The organism is Microbulbifer maximicatervae (SeqCode) (assembly GCF_052467615.1).
Genome location: NZ_CP174319.1, coordinates 4654781 through 4674493 on the forward strand (window position 1 = coordinate 4654781; position 19713 = coordinate 4674493).

Consider the following 19713-nt stretch of genomic DNA (forward strand, 5'->3'; position numbering starts at 1 on the left):
ATATTGAGTAGTAGTCATGATGAAGAAAGAAGATTCGGCTGAGTCTGGTAAGATCGTTAAAAAACGCTTTATTGCAGGGGCTGTGTGCCCCCGCTGTAGCGAAATGGATAAAATTATTAACTATCACAAGGATGGGAAAAATTATAGGGAATGTGTTGCCTGTGGGTTTAAGGATGAAATTCGATTGCAGTCAGCGCCAACAGAACTGTCTACTCGTGTTAACCAAGATACAGAGAAAGATATTCACGAGGAGCCAGTGAAACTTATCCAACCCACAAGTAGCCGTAAAAAGTGAAAAAAATATTTTTTATACTGGTGGTTTTTATTGCGGTTGCGATCATAGGTCTCTATGGCCTTGATCGCCATCGAAAAAATACAGAACGGCAGAGAGAACAAGTTGCCTATCTACTAACGAGCTGTGTGAATCAGGGGATACTTACGTTATTCCGTTTACAGGCTAATGACTGGAAAGCCCATCCAGATTATTACATTGAAGAGGAAAATAGACTGGGAGCTGCGGTAAAAGCCCTACCCGATCAAATCCTTAAAGGGGAGTCTTTTGAAAAGTGGAGACATGCAATAAAGATTTGTGACAAGCTCACAAGAAATAGTAATTTGCAACATGTCACTATTTTTCGCCCCCTGGGCGATTTCTCCGAAAAGGAGATCTCCAATATATATACCTTGAAAGATCGCGGTGCTCTGCGGAAGCGGGAAAAGACTATTCACGCACTATATGAATCAGCAGAAGCTGCAGCTCGCTATATGAAAGACCTAAAGCGAGATATCAACACGCAATTAAAAGCCTTTCGTTTTTCAGATAAAGAGCGCGAATTAACTCTTCAAAAAATCAGTTCGCAGGTTTTAGATAATTACCAACAAGGTAATTTTTCCAAAAAGCAGGCAGATACCTATCTGGAAAGAGTATCCCTTTTTTACAAAACCATGGCTGAGAATCCAAAGTCCTACAGTGTCCGAAACGGCAGCCTATATTTTTATAGCCAAGAATTAAAGCAGAAGGTTGAAGACCTATATGGCGCTGTTATACAGGGAGAGGGAGCGTTTTATGGAAATTTTAAGCAAATTCTAGTGCAAAAACAGGTACAGTCTTCAAGCTATTAAAAATATGAGCGGGTTTTAATATTTGTTGCTTTGCCCGCTCATTATTTACCAACCTGAGATTATAGCTTTAAATGTGTTTGTAGCATCATAAGAGATTTACTATTTTGATAGTGAGTAATCCTGACTGAAATAGTTAATTTCTCAATCGCAAAATTTGTCATATTCTGTTATTTATACATTAAAAAATAACTCTAAATATCCTGCCACAGTTTTACTGTAATTTACGTATCCAGGAATTGGTTACAGTGTAGTATTGAAAATATACTACGAGTCCTAAAGATCGTGCTCCGATCCACAAAAACAAGCTGAACCATATGCCTGTATTCCCCCAATTCCTTGTAAACCACCAGGCGGGAAAGAAAACCAGTACTGAGGCTATAAACATAGTATTACGCATATCGCGACTTTTCCCAGCACCGATAAAAACACCATCGAGCTGATAGCTCCAAACCGCTAATAAAGGTAGTGCACAGAGCCACCAATATACCTGTTCCGCTTGGTGGATTACTGGTTTGATATCTGTAAATAAGGATAGAATCAAGGGTTTCCCTGAAACTAGTACCAGCGTAATCAGGACAGCGCTTCCCAGGGCCCACAAACCTGCACTGCGAACGGTATTTCTGAATAGAGCCGTTGATCTCTTTGCCATGGATTCCCCAACCAAGGCCTCGGTAGCATGAGCAAAACCATCCAGTGCATAGGAAGTCATCATTAATAACTGTATAAGAATAGCATTTGCAGCAAGTACATTATCACCTTGGGCTGCCCCTTGGGCAGTAAAAAAAGTGAGTGTTAGCAAGAGCAAACAGGTTCTTATAAATAAGTCTGTATTTATCTTTAAAAGATTGATCCATGGGGATGAATCGATCCAGGGGAGAAGTTTCTTCTGCCCAATTTCTTTGCGTATATAAGACCAGATATCAACATGAACCCTGGAAAGAAGATATAGACCCAGTAGAAATGCAAAAATATCAGCGAGTACGGTTGCCGCTGCTGCACCTTTTGCCCCTAGGCCCAGGCCAAGAATAAATAGGAAATCGAGGGCTATGTTCAGTAGATTGGCAGCGAAAAGTATATATAGAGGCGCACGGCTATCTTGTCGACCAATAAAAAAACCCAGAATGGCAAAGTTTGCCAGAGCCAGGGGGGCAGATAACAGACGTATTTGTAGGTAGGCCAGTGCGTGGGGTTGTGCTTCCTGACTGGCATTCATCCACTCAACGATATAGTAGATTAAAGGAGAGGCAGCAATAAACAGAATGATTCCCAACCCCATGGCTAATACTAGTGCACGTACTAACCATTGAATCCCAAGATCTGTACTCCGAGCCACCAGTCCGGTAGTACCCATGCGCAGAAACCCAAATGCCCATAAAAGCATCGACATTACGCTAGCCCCGATAGCTACACCGGATAGGTACTCTGCAGATGGGAGGTGACCAAGAATTGCGGTATCTACTATCCCGAGTAAGGGCACTGAAATATTACTCAGTATCATTGGCCAAGCCAGATTCCAGACGCGAGACATGGGTTGGGATTCAAGTTTTGTAGAAGAAGGCATAAGTCATAACAACTAACGGATAGATTGGCTTCTAGCCAAAATCGGAAAAAGAAAAGCTGTGCAGGCGGATTCTACCAATGGTAACAGTACAGAGCTGATAAGATCCTTTTCCTAAATCGGTCTCCCAATACTGCTATTAGCAATTCATTTCGTAACGCTTACAAAATCGAAACGAAATATTTGGCGGAAAAATCATTTTGATTGAGTGTAGATAGTACAGGATTCTGTATTGATCTGCCTGATAATCCTCAAGCTTATTGAAACTAATCTGCCTTGGTTGTGTGAAGCAGTCAGAATTTAGTATTAGAGATTAAAATCGTTGTCAATCTGTGTAAAAGCAATCAGGGGCACTTGAACCCGAGAATTTATACTTCTCTTGGCAGCATTATTAATGCTTGATTAGTTGTCATCTTTCACCAAATAAATTGCGATGTCTCTATTTGGAGCGATATTTTTTCTACTTGTGGAAAAGTATCCTATCAAAGAGGTTAAATTTATTTGTTAATCACCGAATTTTTTCACAAAGCAGCAACGTTATTCAAAAATGATCCCGATTGACTTTTTCGTGTCGATGTGTTCCTTTTGTACCTGCAGTAGTTGCGACAAATAAAGAAACTGGTTGTTGGTTGTACCTTTCCGGACGACGGCATCTGGAGTAAAAAATCTTTTACTAAGAATAACAAGTTGCACTGACGGCAGTAACGCGAGGTGGTCTCCTCGCCCAGTGTATGTAGTCTTGTGTTACTACAGTATGTCCACAAATTTTGTGTGGAATTAATCCTGTTAGGCAGTTGATACAGGTAAAATTCGCTTATCCGTGAAGGCCAGTGGCCAAAATAAAAATTACGGGTTTCCCTGAGAGACCCGCAACCACGGAGATCTGTAGGCGATGTTGAAAGGCTTTGATCGGCTGTTCGCCTTGCTGGCTACTTCGCTGTCTGCACAAGCGGTGTTAGCGAATGAGCAGGACGTTGAGCGCTGGGGGGTTAATATGCCCCAGGGGGTGACAGAAGTCGCCCAGACCACCTACGAGCTACACATGCTGATCTTTTGGATTTGTGTGGCTATAGGGGCATTGGTGTTCAGCATCATGTTCTACAGCATGTGGCGGCACCGCAAAAGTAAGGGATACCAAGCGGCCCAATTTCATGAGAGCACGGTTGTGGAGTTGGTGTGGACTATTATTCCCACCGTCATCCTGATTCTGATGGCGATTCCGGCCACCAAAACGCTCTATGATATTTACGATACTGAGGAAGAAGATCTCAATATCGTAATCACCGGTTATCAATGGAAGTGGAAATATGAATATCGGGGCACTGATGTTTCATTCTTTTCCAGCTTGTCCACTCCAAAAGCTCAAATTGATAACCTCCAGCCTAAGGGTGCTAACTACCTCCTAGAAGTCGATGAGCCCCTGGTTGTTCCTATCAAGAAAAAAATCCGCTTCCTGATTACTGCCAATGATGTGATACATGCGTGGTGGGTCCCAGATCTAGCCGTTAAAAAAGATGCTATCCCCGGTTTTATCAATGATGCCTGGACGCGTATTGAGGAGCCGGGAATATATCGCGGACAGTGTGCTGAATTGTGCGGAAAAGACCATGGATTTATGCCTATTGTTGTGAAAGCTGTGCCACAGGCGGAATACGATGCCTGGTTAAGTTCTCGTGCAGCAGAAGCCATGAAAATGCGTGAACTTACAGCGAAGACATTTACCTTCGAAGAGCTTTTTGCTCAGGGTGAAAAAGTCTATACACGCACATGTGCCGCCTGCCACCAGCCGAACGGGCAGGGAGTACCCGGAGTATTCCCGGCAATTGCTGGATCAAAAATTGCTACCGGTCCCCTCAATGGCCACTTAGATATCGTTATCGACGGTTCTACGGTAAACCCCGCAATGCAGGCTTTTGGTGAGCAGCTATCAGAAGTGGATCTGGCTGCGGTAATTACTTACCAGCGAAACGCTTTCGGCAATGAGATGGGTGATACCGTCCAACCCGTAGATATCCTCAACTTTAAGAATAAGCAGTAAGCGCCCGGAGGAATTTAAGAATGGCACATGGTCCTCAGCCCGGTATAAAGCGTTGGCTCTATACGACCAACCACAAAGATATAGGCTCTATGTATTTGTGGTTTAGTTTTGCGATGTTCCTGCTCGGCGGATGTATGGCATTGGTTATACGCGCTGAATTATTCGAGCCCGGTTTGCAAATTGTACAGCCGGAATTTTTCAATCAAATGACCACTATGCATGGTCTGATCATGGTATTTGGTGCAGTTATGCCGGCTTTTGTGGGGTTGGCTAACTGGATGATACCGATGATGATTGGTGCGCCAGATATGGCACTGCCAAGAATGAATAACTGGAGTTTTTGGATTTTGCCCTTTGCTTTCGCAATGTTGGCATCGACTTTATTTATGGAAGGGGGAGCGCCTAATTTCGGCTGGACATTTTATGCGCCACTTTCAACGGAATATGCACCACCCAGCGTAACTTTCTTCATTTTTGCCATTCATATTATGGGTGCCTCGTCCATCATGGGTGCGATCAACATTATCGCTACCATTTTGAATATGCGTGCTCCTGGTATGACCTTGATGAAAATGCCGTTGTTTGTATGGACCTGGCTGATCACTGCTTACCTTTTGATTGCGGTAATGCCGGTGTTAGCCGGAGTAGTGACCATGATGTTGATGGACATTCATTTTGGCACAAGTTTCTTCAGTGCAGCCGGTGGCGGTGATCCGGTTTTATTCCAGCATGTGTTCTGGTTCTTTGGACACCCGGAAGTCTACATCATGATTTTGCCGGCCTTTGGCATTATCTCTGCAATTATTCCCACCTTCGCTCGTAAGCCTCTTTTTGGATACAGCTCGATGGTATATGCCACCGCAGCAATTGCATTCCTGAGCTTTATCGTATGGGCGCACCATATGTTTACCGTGGGAATGCCGATTGCTGGTGAGCTGTTCTTTATGTACGCCACAATGCTGATCGCTGTACCTACAGGAGTGAAGATCTTTAACTGGGTATCCACCATGTTCCGGGGATCCATGACATTTGAAACCCCGATGCTTTTTGCAATTGCATTCATCATTCTTTTCGCCATCGGTGGATTCTCTGGTCTGATGCTAGCGATTGCGCCTGCAGACTTCCAATATCACGATACGTACTTTGTGGTTGCCCATTTCCACTATGTGCTGGTTCCTGGTGCAATCTTCTCAATTACTGCTGGTGTTTACTATTGGTTGCCCAAATGGACTGGCCATATGTATAGCGAAGTTATGGGCAAGGTACATTTCTGGCTGGCATTTATTGGTCTCAATGTAACTTTCTTCCCAATGCACTTTGTTGGCTTGGCCGGCATGCCACGTCGGATACCTGATTACGCACTGCAATTTGCGGATTTCAATCAAATATCCAGTATCGGTGCCTTCCTGTTTGGCGCTGCACAAATAGTATTTTTGTTTAATGTGGTACGAACTGTAATGGGCGGGAAAAAAGCATCCGATCAGGTTTGGGATGATCCTGAGGGACTGGAATGGACGGTTGCTTCCCCTGCCCCATATCACACGTTTAGTACGCCACCGGTTGTACGCTAACCTATGAAAGTTGGAGCAAATGCAAAGGTAACTATCAAGCTGCTGGCCGTGGCGACCAGCATGCTGGTATTTGCAATTTTCATTATGCCGCCTATTTACGATGTCTTCTGTGAAATCACAGGACTCAATGGTAAAACCGGTGGTCGTTATGAAGCTGTGCCAGCTGCGGTTGATAAAAATAGGCTGGTCACAGTGCAATTTGTGGCAAACAATAATGAAAATATGCCATGGGAATTTCGCCCGAGTGTGATGTCTTTGAAAGTACACCCTGGAGAAATTAAAGATACTGTTTTTATTGCAGAAAATAAGACATCTAGGGATATGGTTGGTCAGGCAATTCCCAGTATGGTTCCTTTCAAAGCTGCTGAGTACTTTCATAAAACAGAGTGTTTTTGCTTCAACCAGCAAGAATTAAAAGCGGGAGAGACTGCAGAATTACCACTACGTTTTATTGTGGATCCAGATCTTCCCGCAAGTGTTAATACTGTAACGCTTTCCTATACGTTGTTTGATGTAACGGAAAGGTTTGCCAATAAAACCGATAAGAATGATATCGACCCCGAGCGAGAGGGATAAAAATTATGGCTAGTGAAAGCAGTTATTACGTGCCCGAACAATCCAGGCTGCCAATTTTTGCGACGATAGGTCTATTCCTAATAGCGTTCGGCGCAGCAAATTGGATTAATGGAGGAAGCTCTTATATTTTCTTCACCGGTGCGTTAGCGATGGCCGCAGTTTTGTGGTTTTGGTTTGCTGCCGTAATCAAGGAGAATATGGCAGGGCTCAACAGTGAACAGTTAAAGAGATCATATGTTTGGGGGATGGGCTGGTTTATATTTTCTGAGGTGATGTTTTTTGCTGCATTCTTTGGAGCACTTTATTACATACGCAATTTTACAGTTCCCTGGCTAGGTGGTGAAGGTGATCGTGGAATTTCCAATATGCTTTGGGAGGGATTCGAAAGTAGCTGGCCCCTATATGTGACTCCTGACGCCGCAGCAAACGGAGAAACGGCAAAATTTATGGGGCCTAAAGATGTGATAGACCCATGGCACTTACCACTATGGAACACCATCATCCTTCTCACTTCCAGTGTAACTGTACACTTCGCACATGTTTTCCTGAAAAAGAATCAAAGAAAAAATTTCAATATATTACTGGCAATCACTGTAGTATTGGGTGGGGCGTTTATTTTTCTACAAGGTAAAGAATATTACGAAGCCTATCAACACCTGGGGTTAACACTTGAGTCAGGAATCTATGGTACAACATTCTTTATGCTGACCGGATTTCATGGTGCCCATGTCACACTCGGTACAATTATGTTGTTGATCATGTTGTTAAGGTCTGTGATAGCCAATCATTTTAGACCTGATGATCACTTTGGCTTTGAAGCAGCAAGTTGGTATTGGCATTTTGTCGATGTAGTTTGGGTCGGGCTGTTTATATTTGTATATGTTCTAGGTGCTTAATGTGGGCAAGGCTTTCTATCGTATTAATAGAAAGCCTTTGTTTTCTTAATATTTATCAGCCCAAGGTGCCGTTTTTGCCAAAATGCCACTTTCAAAGCCGTACCAAATGGCAAGAAGTAAGAGTGACGCTAGGAGTATTCTAATACCTAATGCGTAGAGTGTGCGCTTGGATTGAGGTGTTCCCATATCTCTAAGTAGAAAAAAAAGTGCACTTGAAAGACTGGCAAGTACGGAAAGGAATAGGACAACAATAACAATCTTTAGCCACATTTTATTATTTTCCATTATTTATGTAGTTGCGCATGATAGTAGATATTCCATCAGCTTCTGCGAAAGATATCAGTTTACCACTGATTCGCAATTGGCCCATCACGATATTTTCTCTGGGTGCATTCATCCTTTTTATCTTTTTAGGATTGTGGCAGCTTGATAGAGCAAAGCAGAAAGTCGAACTTATACAAAAGGTAGAGAGTAGGCTCTCTCTGCAACCGCAGGAAATCTCAAATCTAAGCTCTTATCAAGAGTATGCGTCTGTAACTTTAGCGGGAGTTTTCCAGAAGGAAATATATTTTCTGGATAACAGAACAAGAAACGGTCGTGTTGGATATGAAGTACTACAAGTATTTTCAACAGAAAGTACTGATTGGCTTATCAATAGAGGTTGGATTCCCTCTACTGGCGACCGAGATAGCTTACCTGAAGTAACAGCTTCACTTGATGTGAAATCACTTCAGGGCTACTTATACCCTATCGATACTGAAACCTCCTTGAGTGTTAGTCTAGACCCGGTTTTTAATAATAGAATTCAACAAATAAATTCAAATTTCATTGAGACTATAGGCTTAGTTAACAGTGGATGGTCGATCCGTTTGTTTGCGGATTCAGGTGCAGCTTTAATTACTGATTGGAATTTTTTCAATAGTGGCCCTGAAAAACATCAAGCGTATGCTTTCCAGTGGTTCACGATGGCAATAGCTGTCTGGCTTTTATGGGCTTATTCAGCCACAAATATTATTTTTAGATTACGTCGTAGATTGAGTAGAAGTTTGAAAAAGGAGTTTTAAAATGAAATCAAATAGTCAGCCAGTTTCACCTGAAAGAAATCTGAGCAAAAGGAAGCCAGCGAATAAAATCATTCAAGGACTCTCAGTGCTAGCATCCGTCGTACTCCCAATTACAGCTGCCTATGTCGTTTACTATACGGGCTTAGGCATGCCTAAAGAGACGATTAATCAAGGTGAATTATTGCAGCCCCCATTTGATATCACTGAAATAAAAATCACCTTTCAAGGACAACAGCAATCCCTGGCACAAGAGGGAGAATCAAAATGGCGATATCTAATATTAAGTGACAGTGATTGTGGTAAAGATTGTGAAGATCTCTTGTATATAAGTAGGCAGGTTCATATTCGGCTGGGGGAAAAAGCTCATAGGGTTGAGAGGTTACTGGTGGTTGGTGATAGTTTGGATGAAAAACGACAAGAACAAATACAAACTGAGCATCCGAAACTAAAAATAGTGAATTTGGATGATGAAAACTTTAAGCAGTTGGTACAGAAAACTGATCATGGCGGTGTAACTTCAACCAAGGCATTGCTGGTTGATCAGGAGGGTTATGCAATGATGGCCTATGATCGGCAGCATAGCGGAAACCAATTACTTAAAGATATAAAAAGATTATTGAAGTACTCCTACGAGCAATAAGATTATTATTCGGAGATTTTCAGTAGTGTCTAAACAAAAAACCCCTAAGAATTGGCGACATATCATTACCTGGGCGGCCTGTATACTAGCTGTCGTAGTTGTTGTTCTAGGTGCATTTACTAGGCTGGTGGATGCCGGTTTGGGCTGTCCAGACTGGCCTGGTTGTTATGGTCATCTCACCTGGCCGAATGATATAAAAGAAATTAAAACGGCCAATATGATTTTTCCGGACTCTCCGGTAGATGTTAGTAAAACTTGGCCGGAAATGGTTCATCGATACTTTGCAGGAACTTTACTTTTATTCGTTGTATTACTCACTTATCTTGCTTGGAGAGATCGGCAAGCCCCAACCTTTAAGCAAACACATATTCTTTTAATTATTATTATACTGCAAGCTGCTTTTGGGATGTGGACGGTAACCTTGAAGCTTTGGCCGCAGGTAGTTACTGCTCATCTATTAGGTGGAATGGCAACATTATCTATGTTGTGGATTCTCTGTGAAAGGTTGGCTGATAAACCTAGACAATTACATGGGAGGTATTTACCGGGAATAAGGCGATTACGACTACTTGCACTGACTGCAGTTGCAATAGTAATTCTACAGATTGGACTCGGTGGTTGGACCAGCTCTAATTACGCAGCTTTAGCCTGTCCAGATTTTCCAACTTGTCATAACCAATGGTGGCCACAGGCAAACTTTGTAGAAGGCTTTAATATTTTTCAACAAATTGGCCCAAATTATTTAGGTGGTGCATTAGAGAATGATGCACGTACAGCCATACATCTTGCCCATCGTATTGGAGCACTGATTACAACAGCAATTGTACTTATTCTTTCAGTTTTAGCTTGGAGATATGGATTGAGAGGTTGGTCATTATGGCTTACCGGGGTACTACTTCTTCAAGTCAGCTTGGGAATAGCAAATGTTGTTATGTCTCTACCATTAGGGATTGCTGTGGCACACAATGCTGGTGCAGCTCTTCTACTTCTTAGTTTGCTAACTTTTTGTTATCGAATATACACAATGAATGCCGTCATTATAAATAAACAAGAGGTAGTCGATGTGGAAGTAATAGAGCGGGGAGAAGGTTTAACTACCGTATCCAATCTTAATTAGATACTAAGCGTATATAAATATAAAAATAGGTGCGAATATGGCCATAAACTCCACGGGAATACATCAAATTCAATGGCGGGACTACTATGAGCTTACTAAGCCTCGAGTAGTTATGCTTATGCTGTTAACTTCTGTTATTGGAATGTTTTTAGCTGTTCCAGGAATGGTGCCGCTAGATATTTTAGTATTTGGTAATTTGGGAATTGCATTTTGTGCGGGTAGTGCTGCGGCAGTAAATCATTTAGTTGATCGTCATATTGATACAAAAATGGCTCGTACCAGTAATCGCCCGATTGCGAAAGGACGAGTTGAGCCAGTTAAAGCGGTTGCTTTTGCTCTTATCTTGGGTGTGACAGGAATGTTTATCCTGTTGGTTTTTGTAAATGCCCTTACCGCTTGGCTAACCTTAATATCTCTTCTCGGATATGCGGTGATTTACACCATGTTCCTGAAACGCGCCACACCACAAAACATTGTTATTGGCGGGCTTGCAGGAGCCGCTCCGCCCCTACTGGGATGGACTGCGGTTACTGGGGAAGTGCATGGGCATGCATTGTTGTTAGTATTGATTATTTTTGCTTGGACTCCTCCACACTTTTGGGCCCTTGCCGTACATAGAAAAGAAGAGTATGCAAAAGCTGATGTTCCTATGTTGCCGGTTACACATGGAATACCCTATACAAACCTAAATATAGTTTTGTATACCTTTATTTTACTGGCCGTTAGCCTATTGCCCTTTGCCACCGCGATGTTTGGGTGGTTATATTTGCTGGGAGCTGTTGTACTTGGATTTGGTTTTGTTTATTGGAGCCTTGTAATGCTCATAGGAAAAGATCCCAATGCTGGCATGGAGACTTTCAAATATTCAATAATTTATTTAATGGCACTATTTTTTATCATGCTATTAGATCATTATTTAATCGAGGTGTGAGGGAAAAGTGGAAAATCAATATTCTGCCATCGATAAACAGAAACGTGGAATTAGAATTACCGTTATTGTTCTTCTAGTATTGATTCTTGCTGTGCTTGCTGGATTTATACATAAGCTCGGACAGCCTCGTATTATTACTGATGAGGAACTTAGAATTAATGGCACTGTAAAACTGCAGAGACCAAGAATCATAGAAGATATACAATTATTGTCTGATGACAGTAGAGATTTCTATACTAAAGACTTTCAAGGTAAGTGGACTTTAGTATTTTTTGGGTTTACCCACTGTCCAGATATCTGTCCAACAACTCTATCTACACTTAATAATTTTTATAAAACTTTAGACGAAAGTACCAGAGCATCTACAGACGTAGTACTCGTCTCGGTTGACCCAAGTAGGGACAAGCCGGAACAGTTGGGCCAATATGTCCGTTATTTTAATTCTGAATTTCGTGGTATTACCGGTGATTTTTTTAAGCTGAAGAAATTTGCCACTCAGCTAAATGTACCTTTTAATAAAGTTTCTCTTGCTGAGGGCGGTTATACTATCGATCATGGATCTCAAGTTGTATTAATTAATCCTAGAGGACATTATCACGCCTTTTTTAAGGCACCTCTAGATCCTGCGAAAATGAAGTTGACCTATCGTTCAATACGAGCGACCTTTAATGGATAGTGAAGGAATCGCATGAGCTATTGTTATCAAATTAGATATTAATTCTGGGCCAATCGATGCAAAATGAAGTTGCTACATTAAAGAGAAGAGGAGATCAGACACCATCTGGTATGGTGAGTCCTTGGGCTGCACCTATCTTGCTATCACTTTGTATAATTCCTTTTGGCTGGAGTGGGCTTATAGCCCCTTTAATCTGGATTTTCCTGCGAGCAATAGAGTCTACTAGCAGTTGGCCGAGAGCGTTGTCTTTTCTTTCTGTAGCAGTTTTAATGCTGGTATCGGGGTTAAATTTGCTTCCCGGTAGTGAACATATCCAGGTATTGCCACCCTATACAGATGCAAGTGGTAATCTTATCTATGCCAGCATAAACAGCGGTAAAGCAGTTATTGCTATTGCCCTATTGGCTTTTATGTTGCGCATGAAGCAGACCTTCCGTTTTACGGACTTACCCTATCTTTTATTGGCTATATTTACTCCCGTTGCATTGGGTCTACTCCTATATACGCCTTCGATAAAATTTACTGGCACTATCGCCGTTGCGGTAATGATAAACTTAGTAATTGTTTGCATTTCTGAAGAGGGGTTCTTCCGGTGGATATTACAGCGGGGTACCGAAGAACTATTAGGGCGCTGGCGCTGGTTATCCGTACCAGTTGTAGCTACGGTGTTTGTGCTTCTACATGGAGGGTGGTCAACAGATATCTCCGCAGTTCTATTATTGATAGTCGCCTCAATCTGTTATGCATTGATTTGGACATTACGGCAGAATTTTTGGATATGCGTAATGACTCATTGGGGAGTAAATCTTTTGCATATGATCTTGTTGCCTTACCCGTTACCCGGCTAGGCCATATATCATCTGCTTTGGATCATTGTTTTATTGTTACCCCTAAGATTCAGCCAATCTGCAGTTATAAGAAAGACAACGATTTAATCTTTGTAGATTAACAAGTCAAAGTAATGTATTTAATAAATGTGGTTCTAGATGAACACCATCTACGGTAAATTTTCTAGATTTATTCATATAAATAAGGAGATTGTCATTTGAAAAATTATTTTTTAGTTGGGACATTATGTGCACTAACTTGCAACCCTGTATTTGCAGTTGAAGGTAAAAGTCTGGCTCAAGAGCTGGTTCAAGAGTATTTGATTGTTGATGGACATGTAGATGTTCCCTATCGTCTCGAACAAGCTGAAGAAGATGTTGGACTTAGCACGGATAAGGGAGACTTTGATTACCCTCGAGCTAAAGCAGGTGGACTAAATGCCCCCTTTATGTCTATTTATGTCCCAGCAGAAAAGGAGGATGAAGGTATTGCCAAATCGTATGCAGATACTTTGATTGATAAAGTGGAGGCAATGGTCAAACAGCACCCGGATAAGTTTGCAATACCTAAGTCAATAAATGATCTACAAAAGCAAGTCGATGCCGGCTTAATTTCCTTACCTTTGGGTATAGAGAACGGGGCTCCTATTGAGGGGGATCTTGCCAATTTAAAGTATTTCTCTGATAGAGGGGTGAGGTACATTACCTTAGCCCACTCAAAGAGCAATCATATCTCTGATTCCTCGTATGATAAAAACAGGCCCTGGGAAGGCTTGAGTGCATTCGGAAAGCGCTTGGTACGAGAGATGAATCGGATGGGAGTAATGATCGATATTTCCCACGTATCAGATGCAGCTTTTTGGCAAGTTGTTGATTTATCCGCTGTTCCTGTTATCGCTTCACACTCTTCGGCAAGGCATTTTACGCCGGGATTTGAACGAAATATGAATGATGAAATGATAAAGGCGTTGGCTGACAACGGCGGTATCATCATGGTGAATTTTGGCTCTACTTTTATTAGTGGTGATTCACTGAATTCATATCGTGAAATAACTGATCAGGTTGAGAAATTTGTTAAAGAAAAGGATTTACCTAAAGATAGTAAGGAAGTTGAGGAGTACTCCGATAAGCTTTCAACTGAGAAGTTCATTTTTGCAGATTTGGAAGATGTTCTTGATCATTTCGACCATATTCGTGATTTAGTGGGAGTGGATCATATAGGCATTGGATCGGATTTTGACGGTGTCGGAGATAGCTTGCCCGTCGGCTTAAAAGACGTCTCTCAATATCCTAATTTGGTTGAAGGCCTGCTGAAGCGTGGGTATAGCAAGCAGGATATTAAAAAAATTCTAGGCGGAAATTTAGTTAGAGTTTGGCAAGCTAATGAAGATTACGCCAAGCGCAATAAAGGATGAGACTCACACTCCTCTAACCATCTGAGGCTGCACTATTCTGTCAATAATGTTCAAACGGGCAAAGCCCGTTTGTTTTGTATTATTAATGCAGAAAATACTTTTGGCCGGTTATTTTCGATCTAAGAAAGTACGATTGATAGTGGGTTGGACTGGACTGTCGATTGCCGGTATTTTCTTTTTATGGGGAATTTTAGGATTTCTTTCATTTATTCCCTCAATGCTGGACGTTTTTGGCGTATTGTGGATGCGGATTCCAGCTGGTATTACAGTTTTTGGTTTGCTGATGGCGGCAATTGGATTCTGGGAATTTGATGAAGATTAGAGGATATGGTGCGTGCTCAAAGTATCAGATTTCTTTATCTTACTGGCAGTTTTAATCTCTTTGATATTATCCGCGAGTTTGTGGTTTAGCGGTTATAAGGAGCAAGGAATTTTTACCGCACTTTGGGTTCCCACTATTCTGACACTGGGCATCTATTTCAAAGTGACGGCTTTGCTAGCTCGCAGGAGATAGTTGTGCCTGAAATTTATCTGTTATTGATTGGAGTGGCGGTTTCGCTTTTTGAGTTAATAGGAATTCTACTGGGCATTCGTGAGTTTCGAAAGGCAGGGCAAGAATTGACTAAACAGCGTATTTCTTTGGAGTCGGCAGCAATAAGAGTGCGGAAGAATGGCGTAGAAAAATGATTGTCGTCCTTAACTGCTCTTAGTTAGGAAATACAAAGGGGAAGCCTGATGCTTCCCCTTTGTAATTTTTATGGTTTACTAAAAACTTAGAAGCTATAAGTCATCTTGCCGTAGATAAAGCGACCACGGGGATCGTGTTGTGACTGAACATAACCATAGAGGTCTCCGTCGCCATCCCCGATAGCGAAGGGCGGTTCTTCATCGAAGACATTATCCGCACCCAGGCTCAACACCATATTCTCGAAGCCGGTATAACGGGCCTGCATATTCATGGTCAGGAAAGAGTCTACGGTGCGGGAGTTATTGCTGTCATAGTCGAGTGTCCCGTCGAAATCGATATCCGGAGTATCCTCGAACTCACCAATGTAGCTGAGCCCGGCACTAAATCCGAAGGTGTCAAAGGTCCAGTCAGCGGTAGCGTTCCAACGGTGTTGTGGATACTCGTATTCACCGGCCAGATCGCGGGTGATAAATGCGTCGCCGCTGGAATTCAGTTCAACACGCTCAAATTCTGCCAGGTAAGAGTAATCCAGGCGCAGGCCAAGCTCTCCGCCCACTAGCTCAAATCCGCTGTAGACAATACTTAGGTCAACGCCCGACACTTCCTGTTCACCAATATTGGTGAAGCTGCTGTCGATAGATTGCAGAGCGCCAAGGGTTTCACCATCAATCGGGGTATCGCGGCGGCACACGGTGCTGTCTTGATCCCAGCAATAGAGACTGTAGATATAGCCGAAGGGGACCTCGTCAATCTTACCTTCCTGGGTGATATTCCAATAATCCAGGGACAGTCGCAGGTCTTCTATGGGCTCGTAAACAGCGCCGATGTTGAAGGATTCTGACTCCTCTGCATCCAGGTCCGGGTTACCGGAGAAGATAATATTGTAATCGGTGCTGGCACAGTAGGCGTCGTTCACCTCACAGCCATAGCTATCAACGAAGAACAGGGACTCCTGCGATGGGCCTAAGCCGACCTGTGCCAGTGAAGGCGCGCGGAAGCCGGTACCCCAAGAGGTTCGGAAGGATAGCTGGTCGGTTACTGTCCACAGCAGATTTGCCATTGGATTGGTGGTGCTGCCAAAGTCGCTGTAATCATCGTAACGGGCGGCCACAGTTAGATCGAACCTGGCAGGGAGGGGGATAGCAACTTCCACATAAGCTGAGGAGATATCCCGGCTGGCACTGGCGGATACGGATTCGGTACCGAAGATCAAACCGCGCTGGAACTGGTCATCAGGGATGTCGGAGGCTTTCTCCTCCCGATATTCCAAGCCTGCAGCCATGGCAATGGTGCCACTGGCGGTATCGACTAAATCTCCATTGACTGAGAAGTTATAGCTGGTCAGGTCAGACTTGCCTTGGCGGACCAGGCTGGTGGTGATGGCATCAATGACCGAGTCCGGGTTCTGAACCCCGCCAAACGGATTGTAGTTACCGGCATTAATCTGCTCTTGTAACAGGTCCGTACGCACCCAGCCCTGGGAGCGGTCACCGGTCTGGGTTGTTTCACTGCGGGAGCGCTGCACAGAAGCCTCCCAGTCCCAGTCGGCGACAGAGCCGCGCAGGCCGAAGACACCGCGCAAGTTATCGGTTTCGATATCCCACTGGCGGGCGCCTGCATCCACGGTGCGATAGCGGTAAATATCCACATCTTCGCCGAATGGGTTATTGGGATGATCTGCCAGTACATAGAGACCCGCGTCGCCATCGAGGGGGGTGGGTGCACCCTGGGCTACGGATGTATTGTGCTGAACAGCGACCTCGCTAAAGAACTCCACGCCTTCGGCCAACTGGGTATGGCCAAGCATTAATAGGCCAGTGCGCTCGGCTTCGGGTGTGATCAAAGTCCAGGGGCCGTAATCATAGACACAGACTTCACCGGTATCGCGCTCTTCGGGACAGTTGGGATCGGAAACAAAGGTACCGCCCACATTGAAGCTACCGGGATAGCCCCTGGAGGAGCGGAAGTCCATACCGCCACGGCTGGACTGGTTAGCGGTATCCAGTCCACTGCGCTCGGTGCTGGATAGGCGGCTGTTTTTATGGTGGTCAAAAATAACAGTCAGGTTTGAGTCATCCCCATTGATACCCCATACGGCGGACATGGATTGCTCGTCATAGCCATCGGCACCGCCGTAATCTACGGATACCTCAGTACCTTCAAAGTCTCTACGTAACACCAGATTGACCACACCGGCAACGGCATCGGAACCGTAAATTGCGGATGCTCCATCCTTTAGGACTTCGACCCGCTCAATCGCCGCAAGGGGTACACTGTTGATATCCACAAAGTTGGTAGTGATGCTCTCGGCAAATGCGCTGATAGCCACCCGGCGGCCATTTACCAATACTAAAGTGGCGTCGGCACCCATACCGCGCAGGCTCACAGCGGCAGCCCCATTTGCGGTAGAGTCTTGGTTGTTACCCCGGGTTGAGAAGGTGCCATTACCTGCGGCGGGGTTTTTCTCAAAAAGCTGCTGCAGATTGGTGTAGCCGGACTTTTCGATGGCATCGCGATCCATTACCTGGATCGGGGTAGCTGTTTCAAATTCAGCATTTCGACTAATACGGGAACCCACAACTGCAACTTCTTCCATCGCCTGATCCTCGGCGGCAAAGAGTGTTTGTGGGCTAGTGGCAGCGGTTGCCGCCACTATGGCTGTAGTTAATACCTTGCGACGAAGAGAGAACTTTTCCATATCGTTGTGAGTCCATTTTTTTGTCATTATTGGTGACCGGCCTAATACGGCTGGTCGTCGGGCAACACTAGCAACGACGGAAAATTGACACAATTAGCTAGCGGCTAACCATCAGCTTATTGCGATAAACGGTGACGGACATCTCACCAACGGGTAGATTTAAGCGACAATTTGCGATAAATAACGAAATAAAATAAGAAATTAGGATGAGATTAACCTGCGGCTACCTTCAGCTGGCACGCAGTTGTGAAGTGAGAAAGAACAGTGCTGCGGCCAGAACAATGGACGGGCCCGCCGGTGTATTCCACAGGATAGAGGCAAGAAGACCGAGTACTACCGCTAAGCATCCCAGCAATGAGGCCAACACCGCCATACGCTCTGGAGTGTGCGACAGTTTTCGCGCGGTAGCTGCGGGAATAATCAGTAGGGCGGTAATTAACAGAACCCCGACAACTTTCATTGCGATCGCAATCAGTATTGCCAGCATCAACATCAGAGCGATCCGCAATCGCTCGATAGGGACACCTTCCACTGAAGCTAATTCCTCATGCAGGGTGAAAGCCAGTAACTGTTCCCACAGGAAATAAAGGAGTCCCAGGATTGTGGCGGCGGCAATGGCCATTAGTACCAGATCCTGGCCACTGACCGCGAGTAAATCTCCCAGCAACAGAGATAAGAGATCCACCTTAATCTTAAAGAAACTGACGGTGACAATCCCCAGTGCCAGCATGGAGTGGGACAATATGCCCAGCAAGGTATCTACAGCGAGCTTTTGGCGCTGCTGTAAATACATCAGCAGCAGTGCCAGTACACAGCAAGTAATACCGACGGCCACCGTTGGCATAATCTGTAGTACAAAACCCAGCGTCACTCCAAGAAGGGCTGAGTGAGCCAGGGTGTCGCCGAAATAGGCCATGCGTCGCCACACGGCGAAGCAGCCCAAAGGGCCGCTGACAACAGCGACCATAAGGCCGGCGGCGAGGGCGTACCAGAGAAATTGGCTGTGCAGTAATTCGCCGAAATCGACCACTTATTTTTGCTCTTTGTTTTTTGTATTTGTATGAGAGTGTTGATGATTGCAGCTGCTTGCGGGCGCAATATCCCCACTTAATTTATGTTGGTGGTTATGTTGGTGGGTATAGGGGGCGACCTTGTCCCCAAATAATTCCAGATAGGCAGGGTGGCGGCTTACTTGCTCCGGGTGTCCGTGACAGCAGATATGCTGGTTCAAACAAAGGACCCGGTCGGTTGCAGCCATAACTAAATGAAGGTCGTGGGAAACCAGTAACACACCGCAGCCGAGCTCGTCGCGCAGAGTGGCAATTAACTGGTACAACTCACTTTGACCACCGATATCGACTCCCTGCGTGGGTTCATCCAGGACAAGCAGCTGAGGTTTGCGCGATGCGGCACGAGCGAGTAAGACCCGCTGCATTTCTCCACCGGATAGATTTGCCAGAGAGGCGCCTCTAAGCTGCCCTGCGCCCACCCTGTCCAATGCCGACTGCGCTTGCTCGGGCTTCATGGTCGATTGGCCAAGTTGCAAGAAGCGTTCAACTGACATGGGCATTGAGCTATCGATATGAAGCCGCTGGGGCATATAGCCAATACGCAACCCAGCTTGTCGCCACACGCGGCCCTGGGTCGGCTGGCTGAGCCCCAACAGAAGGCGAAGGAGAGTGGTTTTGCCGGCTCCATTAGGGCCTATTAAGGTGACAATCTCCCCCTGGGACAATTCGACTGTAATATCTTTAAGTAACTGCCTGCCGCCCACCTGAAGGGCGATATTGTCAGCTGTGATAAGCGGCTGGGGTGGATTCAGAATTCAATCTCCGCAGGGAAGTCTTTAAGATGTTTGCTTCCATACCTTCTTTACCGGATATGGACAACCAGGCT

Annotated in this window: 20 protein-coding genes; 15 read left to right on the forward strand and 5 right to left on the reverse strand. The window is 44.5% G+C overall.

The window, feature by feature from the left end; all coding sequences use genetic code 11:
* Nucleotides 1–16: 16 nt before the first annotated feature.
* A complete protein-coding gene (locus ACJJIM_RS20515; protein WP_282930528.1) occupies nt 17–295 on the forward strand; it encodes a YheV family putative zinc ribbon protein in 279 nt (92 codons plus the stop codon).
* Nucleotides 292–1122 (forward strand): hypothetical protein, encoded by an 831-nt coding sequence (locus ACJJIM_RS20520; protein ID WP_444911852.1) that lies wholly within the window; start codon nt 292–294, stop codon nt 1120–1122. Before ACJJIM_RS20515 ends, ACJJIM_RS20520 begins: the two co-directional genes overlap by 4 nt.
* 211 nt (nt 1123–1333) lie before the next feature.
* On the opposite strand, the gene ACJJIM_RS20525 is transcribed toward ACJJIM_RS20520, so the two are convergent.
* Nucleotides 1334–2620: an MATE family efflux transporter gene (locus ACJJIM_RS20525; RefSeq protein WP_444911853.1), complete on the reverse strand. Its 1287-nt coding sequence runs from the start codon at nt 2618–2620 to the stop codon at nt 1334–1336.
* A 952-nt stretch (nt 2621–3572) separates the two neighbouring features.
* Between ACJJIM_RS20525 and coxB the strand changes: the two genes are divergently transcribed.
* From coxB to ACJJIM_RS20545, 4 genes are read left to right on the forward strand one after another with little or no spacing between them, the layout of a single operon-like run.
* The gene (coxB, locus tag ACJJIM_RS20530; RefSeq protein ID WP_282930525.1) at nt 3573–4718 is read left to right on the forward strand and encodes a cytochrome c oxidase subunit II; all 1146 of its coding nucleotides are present in this window, start codon (nt 3573–3575) and stop codon (nt 4716–4718) included.
* Between the two features lie 20 nt (nt 4719–4738).
* The gene (gene ctaD, locus ACJJIM_RS20535; RefSeq protein WP_282930524.1) at nt 4739–6289 is read left to right on the forward strand and encodes a cytochrome c oxidase subunit I; all 1551 of its coding nucleotides are present in this window, start codon (nt 4739–4741) and stop codon (nt 6287–6289) included.
* A 3-nt stretch (nt 6290–6292) separates the two neighbouring features.
* Complete coding sequence (locus tag ACJJIM_RS20540) at nt 6293–6865, forward strand: cytochrome c oxidase assembly protein (protein ID WP_282930523.1); 573 nt, start codon at nt 6293–6295, stop codon at nt 6863–6865.
* 5 nt (nt 6866–6870) lie between these two features.
* Complete coding sequence (locus ACJJIM_RS20545) at nt 6871–7761, forward strand: cytochrome c oxidase subunit 3 (RefSeq protein WP_444911854.1); 891 nt, start codon at nt 6871–6873, stop codon at nt 7759–7761.
* 45 nt (nt 7762–7806) lie between these two features.
* Here ACJJIM_RS20545 and ACJJIM_RS20550 read toward each other — a convergent pair whose 3' ends face one another.
* Nucleotides 7807–8046 carry a DUF2909 domain-containing protein gene (locus tag ACJJIM_RS20550; protein ID WP_444911855.1) on the reverse strand — a complete coding sequence of 80 codons (240 nt, stop codon included), beginning with the start codon at nt 8044–8046 and terminating at the stop codon, nt 7807–7809.
* Between the two features lie 17 nt (nt 8047–8063).
* Between ACJJIM_RS20550 and ACJJIM_RS20555 the strand changes: the two genes are divergently transcribed.
* The 9 genes from ACJJIM_RS20555 (at nt 8064) to ACJJIM_RS20595 (ending at nt 15118) form a co-directional block, all read left to right on the forward strand.
* Nucleotides 8064–8825: an SURF1 family protein gene (locus ACJJIM_RS20555; protein ID WP_444911856.1), complete on the forward strand. Its 762-nt coding sequence runs from the start codon at nt 8064–8066 to the stop codon at nt 8823–8825.
* 1 nt (nt 8826) lies between these two features.
* Nucleotides 8827–9465: a hypothetical protein gene (locus tag ACJJIM_RS20560; RefSeq protein WP_444911857.1), complete on the forward strand. Its 639-nt coding sequence runs from the start codon at nt 8827–8829 to the stop codon at nt 9463–9465.
* A 25-nt stretch (nt 9466–9490) separates the two neighbouring features.
* Entirely contained in the window at nt 9491–10582 is a 1092-nt protein-coding gene (locus ACJJIM_RS20565; RefSeq protein ID WP_444906766.1) for a COX15/CtaA family protein, read from the forward strand.
* 37 nt (nt 10583–10619) lie between these two features.
* The gene (gene cyoE, locus ACJJIM_RS20570) at nt 10620–11513 is read left to right on the forward strand and encodes a heme o synthase (RefSeq protein WP_444911858.1); all 894 of its coding nucleotides are present in this window, start codon (nt 10620–10622) and stop codon (nt 11511–11513) included.
* Nucleotides 11514–11520: 7 nt separating this feature from the next.
* The gene (locus ACJJIM_RS20575; protein WP_413663917.1) at nt 11521–12189 is read left to right on the forward strand and encodes an SCO family protein; all 669 of its coding nucleotides are present in this window, start codon (nt 11521–11523) and stop codon (nt 12187–12189) included.
* A 269-nt stretch (nt 12190–12458) separates the two neighbouring features.
* Nucleotides 12459–13037, forward strand: coding sequence for a lysostaphin resistance A-like protein (locus ACJJIM_RS20580; protein ID WP_444911859.1), 579 nt, complete (start codon nt 12459–12461; stop codon nt 13035–13037).
* Between the two features lie 197 nt (nt 13038–13234).
* Complete coding sequence (locus ACJJIM_RS20585; protein ID WP_444911860.1) at nt 13235–14431, forward strand: dipeptidase; 1197 nt, start codon at nt 13235–13237, stop codon at nt 14429–14431.
* Between the two features lie 85 nt (nt 14432–14516).
* Nucleotides 14517–14753: a hypothetical protein gene (locus tag ACJJIM_RS20590; RefSeq protein ID WP_444906761.1), complete on the forward strand. Its 237-nt coding sequence runs from the start codon at nt 14517–14519 to the stop codon at nt 14751–14753.
* A gap of 194 nt (nt 14754–14947) precedes the next feature.
* The gene (locus ACJJIM_RS20595; RefSeq protein ID WP_444906760.1) at nt 14948–15118 is read left to right on the forward strand and encodes a hypothetical protein; all 171 of its coding nucleotides are present in this window, start codon (nt 14948–14950) and stop codon (nt 15116–15118) included.
* 86 nt (nt 15119–15204) lie between these two features.
* On the opposite strand, the gene ACJJIM_RS20600 is transcribed toward ACJJIM_RS20595, so the two are convergent.
* The 3 genes from ACJJIM_RS20600 to znuC form a co-directional block, all read right to left on the reverse strand.
* Nucleotides 15205–17844: a TonB-dependent receptor gene (locus ACJJIM_RS20600; RefSeq protein WP_444911861.1), complete on the reverse strand. Its 2640-nt coding sequence runs from the start codon at nt 17842–17844 to the stop codon at nt 15205–15207.
* A gap of 202 nt (nt 17845–18046) precedes the next feature.
* Complete coding sequence (locus ACJJIM_RS20605) at nt 18047–18847, reverse strand: iron chelate uptake ABC transporter family permease subunit (RefSeq protein WP_413663923.1); 801 nt, start codon at nt 18845–18847, stop codon at nt 18047–18049.
* Nucleotides 18848–19639, reverse strand: a complete 792-nt coding sequence (znuC, locus tag ACJJIM_RS20610; RefSeq protein ID WP_444908444.1) for a zinc ABC transporter ATP-binding protein ZnuC — start codon at nt 19637–19639, stop codon at nt 18848–18850.
* Nucleotides 19640–19713 lie beyond the last annotated feature (74 nt).

Coding starts and splice junctions, on each gene's coding strand:
- ACJJIM_RS20515 (WP_282930528.1), top strand. CDS start 17: ATGATGAAGAAAGAAGATTCGGCTGAGTCTGGTAAGATCGTTAAAAAA.
- ACJJIM_RS20525 (WP_444911853.1), bottom strand. CDS start 2,620: ATGATACTGAGTAATATTTCAGTGCCCTTACTCGGGATAGTAGATACC.
- coxB (WP_282930525.1), top strand. CDS start 3,573: ATGTTGAAAGGCTTTGATCGGCTGTTCGCCTTGCTGGCTACTTCGCTG.
- ctaD (WP_282930524.1), top strand. CDS start 4,739: ATGGCACATGGTCCTCAGCCCGGTATAAAGCGTTGGCTCTATACGACC.
- ACJJIM_RS20540 (WP_282930523.1), top strand. CDS start 6,293: ATGAAAGTTGGAGCAAATGCAAAGGTAACTATCAAGCTGCTGGCCGTG.
- ACJJIM_RS20545 (WP_444911854.1), top strand. CDS start 6,871: ATGGCTAGTGAAAGCAGTTATTACGTGCCCGAACAATCCAGGCTGCCA.
- ACJJIM_RS20550 (WP_444911855.1), bottom strand. CDS start 8,046: ATGGAAAATAATAAAATGTGGCTAAAGATTGTTATTGTTGTCCTATTC.
- ACJJIM_RS20555 (WP_444911856.1), top strand. CDS start 8,064: ATGATAGTAGATATTCCATCAGCTTCTGCGAAAGATATCAGTTTACCA.
- ACJJIM_RS20560 (WP_444911857.1), top strand. CDS start 8,827: ATGAAATCAAATAGTCAGCCAGTTTCACCTGAAAGAAATCTGAGCAAA.
- cyoE (WP_444911858.1), top strand. CDS start 10,620: ATGGCCATAAACTCCACGGGAATACATCAAATTCAATGGCGGGACTAC.
- ACJJIM_RS20580 (WP_444911859.1), top strand. CDS start 12,459: ATGCTGGTATCGGGGTTAAATTTGCTTCCCGGTAGTGAACATATCCAG.
- ACJJIM_RS20590 (WP_444906761.1), top strand. CDS start 14,517: ATGCAGAAAATACTTTTGGCCGGTTATTTTCGATCTAAGAAAGTACGA.
- ACJJIM_RS20600 (WP_444911861.1), bottom strand. CDS start 17,844: ATGACAAAAAAATGGACTCACAACGATATGGAAAAGTTCTCTCTTCGT.